Source organism: Methanolacinia petrolearia DSM 11571, assembly GCF_000147875.1.
Classification (GTDB): Archaea; Halobacteriota; Methanomicrobia; order Methanomicrobiales; family Methanomicrobiaceae; genus Methanolacinia; species Methanolacinia petrolearia.
In genome coordinates, this window is sequence record NC_014507.1 from 1,863,466 (window position 1) to 1,880,176 (window position 16,711).

25 protein-coding genes are annotated in these 16,711 nt (G+C 47.9%); 24 read left to right on the forward strand and 1 reads right to left on the reverse strand.

The window, feature by feature from the left end:
• The first annotated feature begins 10 nt into the window (after nt 1-10).
• The 22 genes from MPET_RS09300 to rsmA all read left to right on the forward strand — a co-directional run bounded on the left by MPET_RS09300 (nt 11) and on the right by rsmA (nt 13,651).
• On the forward strand, nt 11-493 hold the full coding sequence (locus MPET_RS09300; RefSeq protein WP_013329768.1) for a zinc-ribbon domain-containing protein: 483 nt from the start codon (nt 11-13) through the stop codon (nt 491-493).
• Nucleotides 494-616: 123 nt separating this feature from the next.
• Nucleotides 617-1,372 (forward strand): sugar phosphate isomerase/epimerase family protein, encoded by a 756-nt coding sequence (locus tag MPET_RS09305; protein WP_187287549.1) that lies wholly within the window; start codon nt 617-619, stop codon nt 1,370-1,372.
• 130 nt (nt 1,373-1,502) lie between these two features.
• A complete protein-coding gene (locus MPET_RS09310) occupies nt 1,503-2,768 on the forward strand; it encodes a hemolysin family protein (RefSeq protein ID WP_013329770.1) in 1,266 nt (421 codons plus the stop codon).
• A 19-nt stretch (nt 2,769-2,787) separates the two neighbouring features.
• Nucleotides 2,788-3,417 carry a phosphoribosylglycinamide formyltransferase gene (purN, locus tag MPET_RS09315; protein WP_013329771.1) on the forward strand — a complete coding sequence of 210 codons (630 nt, stop codon included), beginning with the start codon at nt 2,788-2,790 and terminating at the stop codon, nt 3,415-3,417.
• A 19-nt stretch (nt 3,418-3,436) separates the two neighbouring features.
• Nucleotides 3,437-3,751, forward strand: a complete 315-nt coding sequence (locus tag MPET_RS09320; RefSeq protein WP_013329772.1) for a ribonuclease P protein component 4 — start codon at nt 3,437-3,439, stop codon at nt 3,749-3,751.
• On the forward strand, nt 3,748-3,987 hold the full coding sequence (locus MPET_RS09325) for a YhbY family RNA-binding protein (protein ID WP_013329773.1): 240 nt from the start codon (nt 3,748-3,750) through the stop codon (nt 3,985-3,987). The genes MPET_RS09320 and MPET_RS09325 overlap by 4 nt, the downstream gene beginning before the upstream one ends.
• A 242-nt stretch (nt 3,988-4,229) precedes the next feature.
• Nucleotides 4,230-4,679 carry a 30S ribosomal protein S19e gene (locus MPET_RS09330; protein ID WP_013329774.1) on the forward strand — a complete coding sequence of 150 codons (450 nt, stop codon included), beginning with the start codon at nt 4,230-4,232 and terminating at the stop codon, nt 4,677-4,679.
• Between the two features lie 16 nt (nt 4,680-4,695).
• On the forward strand, nt 4,696-5,043 hold the full coding sequence (locus MPET_RS09335; RefSeq protein WP_013329775.1) for a DNA-binding protein: 348 nt from the start codon (nt 4,696-4,698) through the stop codon (nt 5,041-5,043).
• Nucleotides 5,040-5,633 (forward strand): alpha hydrolase, encoded by a 594-nt coding sequence (locus MPET_RS09340; RefSeq protein WP_013329776.1) that lies wholly within the window; start codon nt 5,040-5,042, stop codon nt 5,631-5,633. The genes MPET_RS09335 and MPET_RS09340 overlap by 4 nt, the downstream gene beginning before the upstream one ends.
• Before the next feature lie 13 nt (nt 5,634-5,646).
• The gene (locus MPET_RS09345; protein WP_013329777.1) at nt 5,647-5,799 is read left to right on the forward strand and encodes a 50S ribosomal protein L39e; all 153 of its coding nucleotides are present in this window, start codon (nt 5,647-5,649) and stop codon (nt 5,797-5,799) included.
• Between the two features lie 6 nt (nt 5,800-5,805).
• On the forward strand, nt 5,806-6,069 hold the full coding sequence (locus MPET_RS09350; RefSeq protein WP_013329778.1) for a 50S ribosomal protein L31e: 264 nt from the start codon (nt 5,806-5,808) through the stop codon (nt 6,067-6,069).
• Between the two features lies 1 nt (nt 6,070).
• Nucleotides 6,071-6,727, forward strand: a complete 657-nt coding sequence (locus tag MPET_RS09355; RefSeq protein WP_013329779.1) for a translation initiation factor IF-6 — start codon at nt 6,071-6,073, stop codon at nt 6,725-6,727.
• A gap of 14 nt (nt 6,728-6,741) precedes the next feature.
• Entirely contained in the window at nt 6,742-6,933 is a 192-nt protein-coding gene (gene rpl18a, locus MPET_RS09360; RefSeq protein WP_013329780.1) for a 50S ribosomal protein L18Ae, read from the forward strand.
• A complete protein-coding gene (gene pfdA / locus MPET_RS09365; RefSeq protein WP_013329781.1) occupies nt 6,923-7,369 on the forward strand; it encodes a prefoldin subunit alpha in 447 nt (148 codons plus the stop codon). The genes rpl18a and pfdA overlap by 11 nt, the downstream gene beginning before the upstream one ends.
• 6 nt (nt 7,370-7,375) lie before the next feature.
• A complete protein-coding gene (ftsY, locus tag MPET_RS09370) occupies nt 7,376-8,461 on the forward strand; it encodes a signal recognition particle-docking protein FtsY (RefSeq protein WP_013329782.1) in 1,086 nt (361 codons plus the stop codon).
• Between the two features lie 2 nt (nt 8,462-8,463).
• Entirely contained in the window at nt 8,464-9,789 is a 1,326-nt protein-coding gene (locus MPET_RS09375; RefSeq protein WP_013329783.1) for a signal recognition particle protein Srp54, read from the forward strand.
• 6 nt (nt 9,790-9,795) lie between these two features.
• On the forward strand, nt 9,796-10,365 hold the full coding sequence (trmY, locus tag MPET_RS09380; protein ID WP_013329784.1) for a tRNA (pseudouridine(54)-N(1))-methyltransferase TrmY: 570 nt from the start codon (nt 9,796-9,798) through the stop codon (nt 10,363-10,365).
• Nucleotides 10,362-11,621: a tRNA pseudouridine(54/55) synthase Pus10 gene (locus tag MPET_RS09385; RefSeq protein ID WP_013329785.1), complete on the forward strand. Its 1,260-nt coding sequence runs from the start codon at nt 10,362-10,364 to the stop codon at nt 11,619-11,621. The genes trmY and MPET_RS09385 overlap by 4 nt, the downstream gene beginning before the upstream one ends.
• A gap of 13 nt (nt 11,622-11,634) precedes the next feature.
• Nucleotides 11,635-11,928 carry a 50S ribosomal protein L21e gene (locus MPET_RS09390; protein ID WP_013329786.1) on the forward strand — a complete coding sequence of 98 codons (294 nt, stop codon included), beginning with the start codon at nt 11,635-11,637 and terminating at the stop codon, nt 11,926-11,928.
• An 18-nt stretch (nt 11,929-11,946) separates the two neighbouring features.
• On the forward strand, nt 11,947-12,297 hold the full coding sequence (locus tag MPET_RS09395) for an RNA polymerase Rpb4 family protein (RefSeq protein ID WP_013329787.1): 351 nt from the start codon (nt 11,947-11,949) through the stop codon (nt 12,295-12,297).
• 23 nt (nt 12,298-12,320) lie between these two features.
• Nucleotides 12,321-12,881, forward strand: coding sequence for a DUF655 domain-containing protein (locus tag MPET_RS09400; protein ID WP_013329788.1), 561 nt, complete (start codon nt 12,321-12,323; stop codon nt 12,879-12,881).
• Nucleotides 12,878-13,651 carry a 16S rRNA (adenine(1518)-N(6)/adenine(1519)-N(6))-dimethyltransferase RsmA gene (gene rsmA, locus MPET_RS09405; protein WP_013329789.1) on the forward strand — a complete coding sequence of 258 codons (774 nt, stop codon included), beginning with the start codon at nt 12,878-12,880 and terminating at the stop codon, nt 13,649-13,651. Before MPET_RS09400 ends, rsmA begins: the two co-directional genes overlap by 4 nt.
• Nucleotide 13,652: 1 nt before the next feature.
• On the opposite strand, the gene MPET_RS09410 is transcribed toward rsmA, so the two are convergent.
• Complete coding sequence (locus MPET_RS09410; RefSeq protein WP_013329790.1) at nt 13,653-15,389, reverse strand: ATP-binding protein; 1,737 nt, start codon at nt 15,387-15,389, stop codon at nt 13,653-13,655.
• A gap of 92 nt (nt 15,390-15,481) precedes the next feature.
• On the opposite strand from MPET_RS09410, the gene MPET_RS09415 reads away from it, so the two are divergent.
• Both MPET_RS09415 and MPET_RS09420 read left to right on the forward strand, forming a co-directional pair.
• Nucleotides 15,482-16,054 (forward strand): HemK2/MTQ2 family protein methyltransferase, encoded by a 573-nt coding sequence (locus tag MPET_RS09415; protein ID WP_013329791.1) that lies wholly within the window; start codon nt 15,482-15,484, stop codon nt 16,052-16,054.
• An 83-nt stretch (nt 16,055-16,137) separates the two neighbouring features.
• Nucleotides 16,138-16,710, forward strand: coding sequence for an HdeD family acid-resistance protein (locus MPET_RS09420; protein WP_013329792.1), 573 nt, complete (start codon nt 16,138-16,140; stop codon nt 16,708-16,710).
• The last annotated feature ends 1 nt before the right edge of the window (nt 16,711 follow it).

Below are 16,711 nucleotides of genomic sequence, written 5' to 3' on the forward strand. Positions count from 1 at the left end.
TAATTATCTCATGGAAATTATATACTGCCCAAACTGCGGCTGTAAATTAAATAAGGGCGATAAATTCTGTACTAAGTGCGGTTCGGGATTTCCTTCGGGAGACGTACAGCTGAAGGTCCCGGCGGTTTCATTGATCCTCTCGGCCTTCTACCCCGGACTGGGACAGATGTACAACGGGGATAAACTCTCAAAAGGCCTCCTGATCTTCTTCGGCTTTGCCATAGGTTCGCTCTTCTTCTTCATACCCGGGGTCCTTGTCTGGATATTCGGGATGTATGATGCCTATAAAAAATCCGGACGGATACAGAAAGGCGAGGCCGAGTATTCACCTGCCAGGAATAAGGATATCGCTCTTATAATCTTCATACCGCTGATCGTCCTTATACTGATACTTGGAATAACGATCTATGCAGTTTATTTCTACTACGGAAGCCCGGAAACGCTGCTTAACAAGATCGAATACTATTCACAATACCTGAAATCAAGAATATAATCCCCTTTTTGCCCCGAGGCATCAGTTATATATGATATCATCAATAATTTTGAATCAATGCCAAAATATTCAGTTTCAAGCATGTTTTTTCATGAATATTTATGTGCTGAAATATTCTCTTTCGTGGAAAAATCCGGATGCAATGCAATAGAATTCTGGCCCGAAACTCCCGACTTCTGGCTTCACGGGAAAAACCATGAAGATATAAAAGAAATCTTCAGCAGACATCCGGAACTCGAATCCATCACGATTCACGCACCTGTTCTCGACCTGAATCCATGTTCGGTGAACCCTGACGTCGCCGAGATCTCGACAAAGAATACTCTCGAAGCGATAAGACTTGCAGAAATACTCGGTGCAGAGGCGGTAACGATTCACCCCGGGAGAAGAACTGCAAAGAGGCCGGCAGGAAAGAGAGACATGGAGCGTTTCCAAAGATACATTGACAGGGTTCATGACACAGCAATAGAGACAGGGGTGAAAGTCGCACTTGAAAACATGCCCCCGAAGATCAATTCGCTGTTCTCGGAACCAAAACAGATGAAGGATATACTCAAACAGGAAGAATGGCTTTATTTTACATTCGATATCGCACATGCCATTACAAACGATAATGCAAAGGCCATGGAATTCATCAACTCCGCATTCGACAGAATCATCAATATCCACGTCAGCAGGAACTCCGGAGTTAAAAACCACTTCCCGCTCGACGACGATCCCTTTACAGGAGAAATCCTGGGCGATCTCTCGAACAGGGGATATGAAGGATTCCTTACTCTCGAACTCGAGGACCTGAACCTTGACAGGACGGCCACTGCCGAAGAAAAGATCTCGATTGTCAAAAAAGACGTCAGTTACATCAAAAGTTTCTTCAACTGATAATCATTCCAATCCCAATTTCCCGTGATAATAACCAATATCAGCGTAATAATTTTATTGTCTCAGGTCAACTATTGATTAGAAATCTGAATATGAATAAAAATTCTGCCGCCGGGGCGGCGTGGAACAAATGAACGTAGCTTATTTAGGAATATTTCTTTTTGTTTTGTGCCTCATTCTGTCCGCTTTTTTCTCCGCGTCCGAAGTCGCACTAATTGGTATAAATCATGCAAAGGTCAGACAGCTTCTTGAACTGAAGAAGAAAGGATCTATTGCTCTTGAAAAAATAAAGGAAAACACGGACCATCTCCTGATAACCATACTTATCGGAAACAACCTCGTAAACATCGCTGCGGCGTCAATTGCAACGGCGATCGCAATCGAGATCTACGGGGATATTGGTATCGGAATAGCAACGGGACTCGTGACAATCCTGATGCTCATATTCGGAGAGATCGGCCCGAAGACATATGCCGCAAGGCACCCGGAGAAAGTCGCTCTTTTTTCCGCAAAAATAATCCTTACGCTCTCGTATATTCTCACACCGGTAATCCTGATCTACGACGGCTTCAAAAAGCTCTTCAAAATCGAGGAAAACCTCGGCCATCCGATAGTTACTGAGGAAGAGATAAAGCAGTGGATAGACGCCGGAGAAGAATCCGGGACTATCGAAGAGGAAGAGCACCAGATGCTCCACCGGGTCTTCAGGTTCACCGATACATATGCAAGAGAAGCAATGACCCCGAGGGGCGACGTAATCATGATAAGCGACAGCAGCACTCTCGAGGACGCGATAAGCATATTCAACGATACAGGATTCTCAAGGCTACCGGTATATCATGAGCAGATGGACAACATCATCGGGACACTGAATGTAAAGGATGCATTCGCAGCGGTATACAACAAAAAAACCGATACCAGGATCATCGATCTGCTGCATGAAGCCCACTTCGTTCCGGAGAGCAAGAAGATCGACGAACTCTTAAACGAACTCCAGATGAAGAAGAACCATCTTGCGATGGTAATCGACGAATACGGGACCTATGTAGGCATAATCACAATAGAGGATATACTTGAGGAGCTCGTCGGCGACATTCTCGACGAATTCGATGTAGAGGAACCGGAGGTCCAGACGATAGACGATGGCGTATTCCTGATAGATGCCGGCGCATGGGTCGACAGGATCAACGAAGACCTGAAGATCAATCTGCCAACCGACGAATCATATGAAACTATAGGAGGCCTTCTCATTGACAGGCTCGGACACATCCCGAAACGCGGGGAAGTAATAAGGCTTGAAGACCAGGACATCGAGATGAGGGTCATGAAGATGAGGGGAAGGAGAATCATCGACGTGAAACTCATAATCCCCACCGGGAATTCCCACACAGAATAATTATTCCTTTTGACTGCCAATGATAATGGATATGAAAAATATCGCCGTTCTTGCTTCAGGAAGAGGTACAAATTTTCAGGCAATAATCGACGGTGTTGATTCTGGATTGATTAAAGGCAGGATCTGCTGCCTGATTACCGATAATCCATCGGCATACTCAATAGAAAGGGCCGAAAAAGCAGGTATACCGGTAAAAGTTATCGATTTCAGCAGTTTCGGGGACCGAACTGATTACAATTCGGCGCTTTGCAGGGGAATGGAAGAGACAGGTGCAGACCTTTTCGTTCTGGCCGGGTATATGAGGCTTCTCGACGATGATACTGTCAGGCAGTTTCCCGGAAAGATGATAAATATCCATCCGGCACTTCTTCCGTCGTTTAAGGGTCTTCACGCCCATAAACAGGCGATAGAATACGGCGTAAAAATATCAGGGTGTACGGTGCATTTTGTGGATGAAGAGATGGACCACGGAGCAATAATTGCCCAAAGTCCCGTTCCCGTAATGGACGACGATACCGAGGATTCCCTCGCTGAAAGAATCCTGAAAGAGGAGCATAAGGCGCTCCAGAGATCCGTTGCTCTGTTCTGTGAAGACCTGCTGAGGATAGAGAACAGGAAAGTAAAAATTCTTTCCGCGAAAAAAGACTGATACCATATTGTCACAACTTATGGCACCACGCAGGAATAAAAACACGGAAAGAAAGATCGCGGAAGAGAGGATCGAGAGACTGTTTGAAGCCGCACACACGGTCTATGAAAAAGATCCGTCGCTTTCCGGCAGGTATGTAATTCTCGCGATAAAGATCGCGATGAAATACAGGGTGAAGATACCTGACCGTTACAGGCACAGCTATTGCAGGAAATGCTTCAGCTTCTTTTCACCCGGAAACAACACAAGAACGAGAATAAACAGCGGAAAAGTCACACTTACCTGCACGAACTGCGGGTATATCAGGAGATATCCGATAAAGGAAAGAAGATGAAGAAGGAAGAGAAGACTGCAGGACTGCAGCAACTGAAAGCCACAGTATGGATCGGCAAAAAAGGGATCACCGAAAGTACGATAGATGAAATTAAAATGCAGATTAAGGAAAGAAAGATCATAAAGATCAAATGGCTCAGAAATAGCGAGGTCGATCCTGAAGAAGTTGCCAGGATGGCAGGTGCCGTACTAATACAGAAAAGAGGGAGGACGATGATTCTCTCCAAAAATAAATAATAATCACAAGAGTAACTTTGTCAAAATCTCTTTTTGGAAAATATATAATAGCTGACCGGTCAAATATATAGAGACTGCTAATTTGCTTATGGAAATTATCTGACGGACGGGAATTTAAAGTGGATTCGTATTCCCGTCGAATCGTCCATGAAACAGTTGTTTCAGGATATTTCCAGTGAAAAAATCATGCTTTTGAAAGACAAGGCATGATCTCTTTAGCATCATTTAGAGAGTGGTTGAAAATGACAACTGTATATGATATCCCACCGGATCTTCTTATCAGAAAAGTGGCTGGCGAGCTCAAAGAGCTTGACGCGATAGAAGCTCCGGAATGGGCAGGATTTGCAAAGACAGGCGTCCACAAAGAGATGCCTCCGAAAGATGAAGACTGGTGGTACATACGTGCGGCATCACTGCTTCGCAGAGTGTACATCGACGGTCCCGTAGGAGTCCAGAGACTCAGGTCCTTCTACGGCGGGAAAATGGACAGGGGCTCGATGCCCTCAAGTTTCAGGAAGGGATCGGGATCGGTTACACGCAAGATCCTCCAGCAGCTTGAAACGGCCGGGTACATTGAGAACACACCTGAAGGAAGGAGAGTATCCCCTGCAGGCAGGTCATTCCTTGACGGCGCAGCAAACAGCCTGAAGGAAACTGTTGCCGAATCAATTCCGGCAATAGCAAAGTACTGAAAGGAGAGTTAAAAAGATGGTTGACGACGAACTTGCGGAAATTCGCAGAAGAAAGATGCAGGAGCTTCAGAGGCAGCAGATGGACCAGCAGGGAATGGAGGAAGAAATGGCCCGCCAGAAACAGGCTGAAGCCCAGATGCATATGATGCTTATGAAGATCCTCGAGCCAGAAGCCCGGGAACGTTTAAACACCATCAAACTGACAAAACCGGAATTCGCGCAGGCTGTGGAGCAGCAGCTGATTATGCTTGCCCAGAGCGGCCGTATAAGAGATCGAATCAGCGACGAACAGCTAAAGACGATCTTAAACCAGCTTATTCCGAACAAAAGAGAGATTAACATCACTCGTAAGCATAAACTATGAAAGCCGGAATACTCTTCAGCGGAGGAAAAGACAGTTCTCTTGCGGCCCTCATGATATCAAGGGATTACGAAGCCGAACTGAATACGTTCGTATTCGACGGCGACAGAAAGATCCCTAGTATCGAAAAGGCAGCTGAAGCTTTAGGACTTCCGCTTATTAAAAGAGTATTTGACGAAGGACTGCTTGAAAAAGTAATGGAGATGATGGTAAATGACGGGTTCCCGAACTCTGCCATCAACCTTGTTCACAGGAGCGCCATCTGTTCCCTCTCAAGGGAATACGATGTTATAGGGGACGGGACGCGGCTGAATGACCGTGTTCCTATGCTTGATTACGCCGAAGTGCAGAGCATCGAAGCTAAATATCAATGCGCCCTCGTGCGGCCTCTGCTTGGATATGGAAGACGTGAAGTAAACCGCCTTGCAGGTAAACATTTCACCGTTGAATACGGTGAAACGGGTACTATCGAGAACGGGGATTACGAAAACGAAATCCGAACAGCATTCAGTGTTCAAGGCCTCGATCCTTACGAAATATTTCCCAGCCACCATGAGCAGTCACTCGTTACCGGAAAGGCATTACGGAGCTAAAGGGTGTGTAAAAATGAGTAAAGTAACCAAAGCGAGAAAAATAAGACTTGCAAAGGCATGCGAACAGAACAGGCGCGTGCCGGCATGGGTAATGATTAAGACGAAGAGGCATGTTGTATCCCATCCCAGGAGACGCAACTGGAGAAGAAGCAAACTGAAGGTGTGATGAAAAATGGCAGATATCTTAAAGGAACAGATCTATGTCATACCGCTTCGTGATGTCAAGAGAGCACCGCGGTGGAAGAGGAGTCCCAGGGCAATCAAAGAGATCAGGGAATTCCTTGCAAAACACATGAAAAGCGAAGACATCAAAATCGACAAGAGCATCAACGAAAAGATATGGGAACACGGATGTGAAAAACCACCGAGAAAGATCCGCATCCGTGCAATGAAATTCGAGGACGGCCAGGTTCAGGCTGAACTTGCCGAAGAGTGAAATGGTTGAAACGATCAGCTTCGCAGGCGACGAGCATATAGGCGTATACACCCGTGTATTTGAGGACGTTGCATTTGTCCCTCTGGACGCAACCGAGGAGTACATAGGTTCCGTGGAGAAAAGACTGGGTGTTGAAGTTGTTCAGACCACAATACAGGGCTGTTCGATAATCGGGTCCCTCCTTGCGGGAAACAGCAGCGGGATGATTGTCAGCGGTCTTGCATCGACTGAAGAAATCAATCTTCTCAAAAAGTACAGTAAGGTAATGCTTCTCGAGCGGACCATGAACGCCGCGGGAAACATCATCCTTGCAAACGATCATTTTGCCGCAGTACACCCGGAGATATCCGAGAGAACTGCCGAAAAGATATCGGAGTTCCTGGAAGTCCCGGTTCTTATGATGAACATCGGCAAAATACCTACCGTGGGAATGGCTGCAGTCGCGACAAACAGAGGAGTCATACTCAATCCCGGAGCATCGGCAACGGAAATAGCCGAGATCGAAGAGATTACCGAACTGCCTGTCGGAACCGGAACGGTCAACATGGGCAGTACTCTCATAGGGACCGGACTCCTTGCAAACAGCAAAAGCTACCTTGCCGGCATCTCGACGAGCGGTTATGAACTTGGAAGGATTGAAGAAGTATTTGGATTTTAACGGAGTAGTTTGAAATGGACATGAAAAATTTTGAAGTTACAGGAAGTTTTAAAAACGGACTGGAGTGGCAGCCCTTTACAAAAGTGATCTCCGCTCCAAACGAAATCCAGGCAACCGAAAGCACATATAATATTTTCGGGAGCAAACACAGATTAAAGAGAAATTATATCAAAATTGACAGTATCAAACTTATTAATGGTGAGTAATTTGGATAATGTCGACCCCCGGGAGATTGAGATGCTCCAGCAGTATCTCAATGAATTCGGGCAGCAGGCCGAAGCCTACACCGCACAACTGCAGATACTGGAACAAAGACGAATCGAATCCCTGACGGCGATAGAGACGATAAAAAATATCGGCTCGCAACCGGACAACACGATGCTTCTTGAGATCGGGGGAGGTGCGTCCATGAAAGTGAAAGCACTCGAACCCGACAATGTTTTTGTAAATATCGGCTCGAATGTCATTGTCGAAAAGACCAGCGACGAATCAGTCAGCTATCTTGAAGACAGGATCATCGAACTCGAGGCACTTGAGAAGAAGGTATCCGAAACGATAACCGAGATCCGCAAACAGGCGTCTGATGTCGCCAAAAAAATGGAAGATCTCTACAAAAAATACCAGGCGCAGTCAGGAAACTGATTATCCATGTTTAAATCTCTTAAGGACAGGCTGAAGGGAGTTTCGAAGAAATTCGGTTCCAATATAGACGAAGCGATAGAGAAAGAGTCGCAGCTTTCGGAAGCCGACAACCGTATACCGGAAATGCCGGAGGAACCGAAGCCCGAACTTTCCGAAGAAAAAGATCAGCCCGTGATCCAGACTGAGAAAAAACCTGAAAAAAAAGCAGGTTTCGGCAGCAAGATCAAAGTCCTTGTTACAGAGAGGGAAGTCCTTATCACTGAAAAGGACATCTCGGAACCCCTGGAAGAGCTTGAACTTATTCTTCTTGAAAACGATGTCGCATTCGACACCACCGAGGCTATAATCAGCCATATGAAGGATGACCTCGCAGGACAGAGAAGAAAGATCGGAACCAGTTCCGAGAAATTCGTTACAGATGCACTCAAAGACGCTCTCCTGGAAGTCCTCGGGGAAGGTTTTCTGCTTACCGATTACATAGACTCGCATGAAAAGCCCGTAAAGGTTCTTTTCACCGGCGTCAACGGCGCAGGGAAGACGACAACGATTGCAAAGGTCGCCTTCTACCTGAAAAGCAAAGGCTACTCGGTTGTTATCGGATCGGGCGACACATTTCGTGCAGGTGCCAACCAGCAGATGAAGACCCACGCCGATCGAATAGGAGTCAAGGTTATCAGCCACCAGGAGGGAGCAGATCCCTCAGCTGTTCTTTTTGACACCGTAAATTACGCAAAGGCGCACAACATCGATGTTGTCCTTGCCGATACCGCAGGAAGGTTCCACAATAAAGGGAACCTGATGAAGCAGCTCGAAAAGATCCGCCGCGTGATGAATCCCGACATAGTTGCATATGTCGACGAGGCAGTCGCAGGCAACGATGCGGTGATACGTGCGGAAGAGTTCAACTCGGCTGTGGGAACCGACGTGGTCGTTCTTACAAAAGCAGACATGGACACAAAGGGCGGTGCGGCGATTTCAATTGCACATACGATCGGCAAACCGCTTATGTTCCTAGGAATGGGGCAGGGCTACGACGACATTGTCCCGTTCGAACCTGAAAAAATGGTTGAAGAACTTCTGGAGGAGGATTAATTATGCTCGATCGTCTGGGCTCGGGATTAAAGGATGCGTTAAAGAAACTTGCCGGAAAGACAGTCATCGACAAGGCTGCGGTAGAGGAGCTTGTAAAGGATCTCCAGAGAGTGCTCCTGCAGGCCGATGTAAACGTCAAGCTTGTAATGAACCTCTCGAAGGCCATTAAGCAGCGCTCGCTCGAAGAAGAGCCACCCAAGGGAATGAGCGTCCGGGAACACGTCTTAAGGATCGTGTACCAGGAGCTCGTAAATCTCATGGGTGAGGAGATCGAGGTAACGCTCGGTCCGCAGACGATCCTCATGGCTGGTCTCCAGGGTAGCGGAAAGACGACCACGACAGGAAAACTCAGCAGGTACTTCCAGAAGAAAGGGCTGAGAGTCGGTGTTATCTGTGCGGATGTCTTCAGGCCCGGTGCATACGACCAGTTAAAGACACTCTGCGACAAGGTAAACGTCCCCTGCTACGGCGAACCGGGAGAGATCAATGCCGTTAAGATCGTCGAAAACGGCATGAAGCAGCTCAAGAACGCCGAGGTCCTGATCATCGATACGCAGGGCCGCCACGCACTCGAAGACGAGCTCATCGACGAGATTATCAAAATAAACGATCTCTCGAAGGCGTCGCACAGGTGGCTCGTTCTCGACGCGGCACTCGGTCAGCAGGCGCGCGAGCAGGCTGCAAGATTCCACGATGCAATCAACATCGACGGTGTCATCATCACGAAGATGGACGGAACTGCAAAGGGCGGCGGTGCATTATCGGCCGTAGCTGAAACAGGATCAGGTATCGTGTTTGTCGGAAGCGGAGAGACGATAGACGATCTCGAACGCTTCGATCCCGACAGTTTCATCTCAAGACTCCTCGGGATGGGAGACCTGAAGTCCCTCATCGAACGCGCAGAGGAGGCTATCAACGCTGAAGAAGTCGATGTAAACGCCATGATGAAGGGCAAGTTCACCCTCAGGGACATGTACAAGCAGCTTGAATCCCTGAAGAAGATGGGGCCCTTAAAACAGGTCATGTCGATGCTTCCGCTCGGAAACATAGAGATCCCCGAGGATGCCTTCGACACCACCGGAAAGAAGATGGAAGCCTACAAGGTAATCATGGACTCCATGACAAACGAGGAGCTTGACGATCCCTCCGTTATTCATGCATCGAGAATCCAGAGGATTGCCACGGGCGCAGGAGTCTCCCAGGAAGAAGTAAGGGAACTCCTCAAGTACCATAAAACGATGCAGCGCACTCTTAAAGGATTTAAGGGGATGGGCGGCGGCAAATTCAACATGCAGCGGATGATGAAGAAGTTCGGCGGCGGGATGTAAGGGCTGATGAAAAGATTTCTTATTATCGGCCACAAGGCTGTTACCGAAGGCGGTTTTTCCCTTAACGACATGCCGGGTGGAGCAGGGAGGATGGATGTCCTGTGCAGGTGCGTCAACTCCTGCTTCTTCCTCTCCCACGATCTCCGGAGGGATGTCGAATGCTATCTTCTCCTCCTCGGAGAACCCAATCCCCCGAAGACAATCCTCATCAAGGGAAACGAAGTTCGCTATCTCAATCCCGACGAGAGGAGTGCAGGTTCGCTGATAAAAAAAGCGCTTCAGGTTGTCTGCGGAGAGGAGTTCATCGAATCCACAAAGGGCATATATATAAGGAACGGCGGACTGGAAAGACTCCTGAATGAGATCGACTTTTCAGTTCTCGATGAAAACGGAACGGACATCCGCAGTGTAGAGGAGATTCCGGAGAACTACATACTCTCGGATCACATGAATTTTTCAGAGGAAGAAGAGAGTCTGATAAAGGACCTCCCGAAGATCTCCGCCGGGCCGAAGGTGCTGCACGCGGATCATACCGTTATCGTAATCCTCAATGAACACGACAGGAGAGAAAAATGAGCGACATACTTGAGAAGGTCGGCGAGATCCTCGAATACGGACCCGTATGCGATCACTGCCTGGGCAGGTTCTTCGGAAAGCTCTCCCACGGACTCGGAAACGAGGAGCGGGGAAGATCTCTCAGGATCGCATACTCGCTTGAGAAGAATATCCCCTACCTGCAGGAGACTGAAAAATGTTGGATCTGCAGCAACATCTTTGACACTGCCGAAGAGTGGGCGAAGAAGATCGCGGACGCTCTTTCCGGGATCGAATTTGAAACGATGCTCGTCGGGTGCCGTGTGCCTCCCCTTGCCGCAGAGAGCGAGGAGATGGTCTGGACCGATCTCGGACTAGAATCGCCCGAACCCCTGAAGGCCGAATTCAACAGGGAGACAGGAAAGATCGTCAGCTGCATCACCGGTAAGCAGGTCGACTTCAAGAGGCCCGATGTCGTTGCAGTATGCAATATCCCTGAAGGAACGGTTGAAATCGAGATCAATCCCCTCTACATCTACGGCAGGTACTGCAAGTACGAAAGAGGAATTCCCCAGACACGCTGGCATTGCAGGGTGTGCAGGGGCAAAGGATGCGAAAGGTGCAACTTCACCGGCAAGATGTATGCGGACTCGGTCGAGGAGCTTATCGGAAGACCTGCAATAGAAGTCTTCAAATCGAAAGATGCCGTCCTGCACGGGGCCGGCAGGGAAGATATCGACGCAAGGATGCTCGGTACCGGCAGACCTTTCGTAATCGAGATAGTCGAGCCGACGATCAGATCGTTCGATCCCGAAGAGCTTGAAAAAACAATCAATGAAAGCGCCGGAGGAAGGGTTTCCGTAACTATAGATCACATAAGCGATCGCAAAGAGGTGGAAACCCTTAAATCGGGAAAAGCTCATAAAAAGTACAGCATTCTGGTGGAAGTAGAAGGCGAATTTTCGGCAGATGAAGTCAAATCTGCCTTAAACAGCCTCCGTGGGGCTATAATTAATCAGCGCACCCCGGAAAGGGTTTCTCACCGAAGGGCAGACAAGGTCAGAAAACGTCAGTGCATCGACATCAGCTGTACTGGTGTAGAGGACGGCAGCTTCAGGATTGAAGTGCTTGGAGACGCCGGACTCTACATCAAGGAACTGATATCTGGCGATGAAGGACGGACAAGTCCGAGCCTTTCGGAGATAATCAACCGCCCCGCCCGGGTAAAAAGCCTGGATGTTGTAATGGTCGAGAGCGTTGTTTCCGAAACCAGAACCGGCGAAATTATTCAAAATTAAGGAGAGAATCAAAATGGCACATCACTTTGGTCAGAGAAAAAAGACCCGCTATAAATACAAGAAAGAACTCAGAAAGAGAGGAATGGCTCCTGTAACTTCAATTATTCAGGAATTCGAGGAAGGCCAGAAGGTACACATCGTAATCGATTCCAGCGTGCAGAAAGGCATGCCCCACCGCAGGTTCCAGGGAAGAACCGGCGAAATTATCGGGAAGCAGGGTCACGCATGGGTCCTTGAGATCAACGACGGCAATTCCAGAAAGACTGTAGTCGCAAGACCGCAACATCTAAAACCACAAAAGCAGTAATCATTCATAGTGGTTGGCATGAAAGTAAAAGGAATAGATAGCGAAGAGAGGATAACCCTTCAGGAAACGAGGGAGATGCTGCTGAAGGTCGAGGCGGACCGTCTCGGTGCAGGCAAAGAAATGTCATACGAGCTTCGCAGAAGCATTGAGCATGCCAATCATCTCTCAAAGACAAGTGCGGAAAAATCCAGGGAACTTGTCGAGAAACTCCTTTCGCTGGAAAAAATAAAGCCTGACATTGCATTCAGGATCGCAAGCATAATGCCCAGAACAAGAGACGAACTCAGGGCAATCTATGCAAAAGAGCGCTTCACCCTTTCAGGTGAGGAGCTCGATGAGATCCTGGACCTTGTCGAGCAGCACTTTTAATTTTTTTTGGGGGTGTTCCTCTTATGCGTTCAGATAAAAAAGAGCTTTATGCAGTAGTTTTAGATTATCTTCCTATGGGACACGGCGATGCACGCCGGCCCCAGTTCAAGAAAGAGCCTTTGGTACAGGCAGTAGGTACAGATCAGTACAAACTCCTGGAGCTGGTTCCCAAGAATGCCGAGATAAAAACTGAAGAGACAGTATATATCGGTGACAAGGAAAGAGATAAAATTGAACGTGTAAAGCGCAGGATCGGATACGAGGACCTCACCCAGACAGCCAAGCTCGAACTCCCGTACGCAATTGAAAAGATCGTACTGGAGAACGAGCAGAAATATGTAGATTTCTTCAACAAGGCTGTACCGATTACATCAAAGCAGCATATGCTCCATCTTCTCCCGGGGATCGGGAAGAAACTCATGTGGGAAATTCTCGACGAGAGGAACAAGAAACCGTTCGAGAATTTTGCCGACATAAGCGAGAGAATCAAGACCATTCCCCACCCGGAGCAGATGATAATCAAAAGAATAGTCGAAGAGATCGAAGATCCAAACATAAAATATCATCTTTTCACTTCAAAATGAGTGCTCCTCATGACCAGCACTTCCTGACCGATCCCGATGCGATCAGGAAAATTGCCCATTTTTCAGATATCAAAGATCAGACTGTCCTCGAGATCGGCCCGGGGAAAGGAGCGCTTACAAAAGAGCTGCTTGAAAGAGGAGCGAAGGTAATCGCTATCGAGATCGATCCGAAGATGATCGAGATCCTGGGATCGCGTTTTGCGGACGAGATCGATTCAGGCCGGCTGAATCTGTTAAACGAAGATGCAGTCAGATGTGATTACCCCGATTTCGATATCGTTATTGCAAATCTTCCATACTCCGCATCGTCGAAGATTACCTTCAGGCTCCTCGAGCACGGGTTCAAGGAGGCGGTACTTATGTACCAGAAAGAGTTCGCCCTCCGCATGATGGCACTGCCGGGGACCAGCAACTGCGGAAGACTCTCGGTTATGGTCCAGACATACGCAAAGGTCATGCCTCTTCTCAACCTGCCTCCAGAAGCCTTCTCCCCGCCTCCCGCCGTCGATTCGATGGTTGTGAGAATTACGATGAAAGAGGAACTTACATACCCGGTGGATGATCCGGAATTCTACTCGATACTTGTAAGGGAGCTGTTTTCACACAGGAGAAAGACCCTGAAGAAATCGCTCAAATCCTCAAGGTCGGTGATAGGCGAAAAGAGATATGAAAGGATTGTCAGTATGCTTCCTGATGAAATGCTTAAAAAGAGAGCCGAGGAACTTTCCCTGAAGGATTTTTCCAATATCTCAAATATTGCAACAAAATAATTCAGATCCAACGGACCTCTTTTCCTGTAAGGGCATCGATTGAGACCGTTTTCTCTTCATGATCGGCTGCGATCCTGATCTCGTATACGGGATAATAGAATGTTTTGAATTCGACGATCTCGGATGTCGGCTCTATCGCCTTTAGAATTGTCCTCACATCATCCTTCTGAACAGTCTCTTCGATTACCTCTCCCTCCTCGGGCAGGCCGAACCTGAAATCCGTCTTTACAATCCTCGTGGAAAGAGCGGGGAGCCTCCTTTTTACAAGCGGGACATATTTTATCTCGCCGGATTCCCCTACAGCTTCACCGTTCGTGAGAAGTTTGCGTTCAAGCAGGGATGCCACCGCCTTCTCGACGGCTTTTCTTGGAAAACGCGTTCTCGCCTCGATCTCTACGGATGTCTCACCCGCCAGGGGCATGCCGTCTAGAACAAGGATGGAATCTTCATCAAGCCCAATGTACTCGCTGAAACACCGCCTGAACGTGATCCCTCCTGCAATATCGACACAGTCGCCTGTCAGCCCGTCTAAAAAGAAAGAATTCTCAATGGTCGAGCCGCTCCTGATGATCCTGCTCTTGATGTACCTGACAAGAACAAAATAAACAGGCCTGAAGGATAACTCGGCAGCAATCAGTCTTTCATCCGTTCCGATTCCAAACCGGCGTTTTTTTAGTCTTGAATATGCGATATCAAGAACCTCGTCCCTTGAAAGGGTCGGAACGATGCAGTTCTTACCGCCCTTTGCATCGATCGAGGACTTTGCTCTCGGCTTCCTCTTTTTGTTCTTCTGTTCCGGAGGTTTATTGTCAACAGGCTCTGCAGGGGAAACCGATCCAGTCTCTTTTTTAGCACCGTCATCGATTGCCGCATCGGAGTCCAGCTTGAATGAAACTTCATCCTCGGGTTCGTCCTCAGGAACAGTTTCGGATGTGATCTCTTTCTCCTCAAGAAGAGGTGTGAGGCCCCTGTGTTTCGTAAGCCTCTTCCCGAATCTCATCTTCGTCTTTTCATGGGTGACTGTCCCCATCACGAAGAAATCACCGGGTGTAAGAGTTGTCAGCTCCTCAACCTCCTGCTTGGAGCTGAAGAATAAACCCACGGCCTTAAGATCGTTTTCAATGGATAGTTTTCCGATGATCTGGTTGTTGCACTGGGAAAGAACGTTCTTGGTGACTATTGCAGGCCGTTGCGTCGCCACAAGAAGCCCCAGGCCTCTCTTTCTCCCACGGCGGGATATCTCCTCTATCTTCTTTATCGAATCCTTGGACTGGGGAATGAATTTGTCGGCCTCTTCGACTATCAGTAAGTACGGTTTTCTCTGCTCGGTCGATACGTCATAGAGTATATTTACAAGACGGGTGACCCGTGGGATCATGTCGACCTCCGAGACATCAAAGATTACAGGGCGGCTCTCGGCGACCGCTCTCTCCATAAGATGCTTGAGATTGACCCTCTCGATATCGTAGTCCATCTCTATATCTTCGCACTCTGAATCCGCTCCTTCCGCCCCAACCCACCAGATATTATCGAATTTTTCCTTCAGCGAATAGTATTCACCCTCGGTATCGATCAGGCAGAAACCGATCCCGGCTTCGCACATCTTCTCACATAATACAGCAATACTCCAGCTCTTCCCGGCCCCCGACTGTGCGATAATGCACGTCCTCCCGGTTACCAGCTCCTGGGCATCGACACTAAAGTCCCTTCCCCCTGCTTTACCTATCCTAAGCTGCATCTTTCTAACAATACTTAGTAATCAAAAGGTTTTAAGAATATTTATGAAAATATTATTCTGCAATTTCCCTGTGATTGCCGGATCTGGCAGATATGACTGAATTATTCTACCACGAGCAGGTCTATCGGCCTGAAGAAGATACATTTTTGCTGTCTGAAGCAGTCATGCACGAGATCAAATCCACGGACCGGGTAATAGAGATCGGAACAGGCAGCGGATTCATTTCGTCGGGAATCCGGGAAAGATCAGAGCAGGTGATTGCAACCGATATCAATCCCTATGCATGCACCACTGCAAAGAAAAACGGTGTGGAGGTTGTAAGGACGGACCTGTTTTCGGGAATCTGCGGTACATTCGATCTCGTGATCTTCAACCCGCCGTACCTGCCTACAAAGGCCGAAGAACGGATCGACGACTGGCTGGAGTACGCACTTGACGGTGGCGAGGACGGAAGAACCACGATTCAAAAATTCGCCGAACAGCTCGGTTCAGTCCTGTCAAAGACGGGCAGATGCCTGATCCTCATCTCGTCGCTTACCGGGACGGACGAGGTCAGGAAGATCTTTTCAGACCTGGGATTTCTCTCTTTTATTGTCGCAGAGAAAAAAGTAGAGGATGAAAGGTTGTACGTTCTCAGGGTCATACGAGATCTGTGCAGACTCTGAACCAAAGGCTTTACTCCTTTAAATCGCTCTAAGAGGGGTAAATATTAATATAATCATGCCGTATTTGTTGTTGGAGGGTATTTATGACTGACGTAGTTATAGTGGAAGAAGATGGTTTCTCTCCCGTAAACTGGTGGATCTTCCTTCTTCAGGGCCTTATTGCGGTAATTTTCGGTTTAATTCTGATGGTGTGGGCACCGGCGGTTTTCAACCTGATCTCGTACTTCCTCGGTGCACTGATAGTATTATACAGCATCTCGATAATCATCAAGGGTGCTGTAGGCGTTGGACAGGGAAGCGGAAAATCAAGAGCTCTGCTGGTAATTCTCGGAATTATCGGTATAATAATCGGACTGCTTGTTCTCCTGAACATCGAGATTATGTGGCTGACGATAGCCGTATTTATTGCCATATGGGCATTCATATCCGGTTTCGGAGATCTCTGGCTCGGGTTTACAGCCGAGAAGGAGAGCGGATGGTACAGGGTTCTTCTTATAATCACAGGAATCATAGCGCTGGCAATCGGATTCTTCGTTATCCTGATGCCGCTTCTTATGGATTATGTCTTTGTTATGGTTCTCGGAGCATTCTTATTTGTGCTTGGAATTGTAAGCATCATAACCGGCTTTATTGTCCAGGCAAAATTAAAGGGATAAC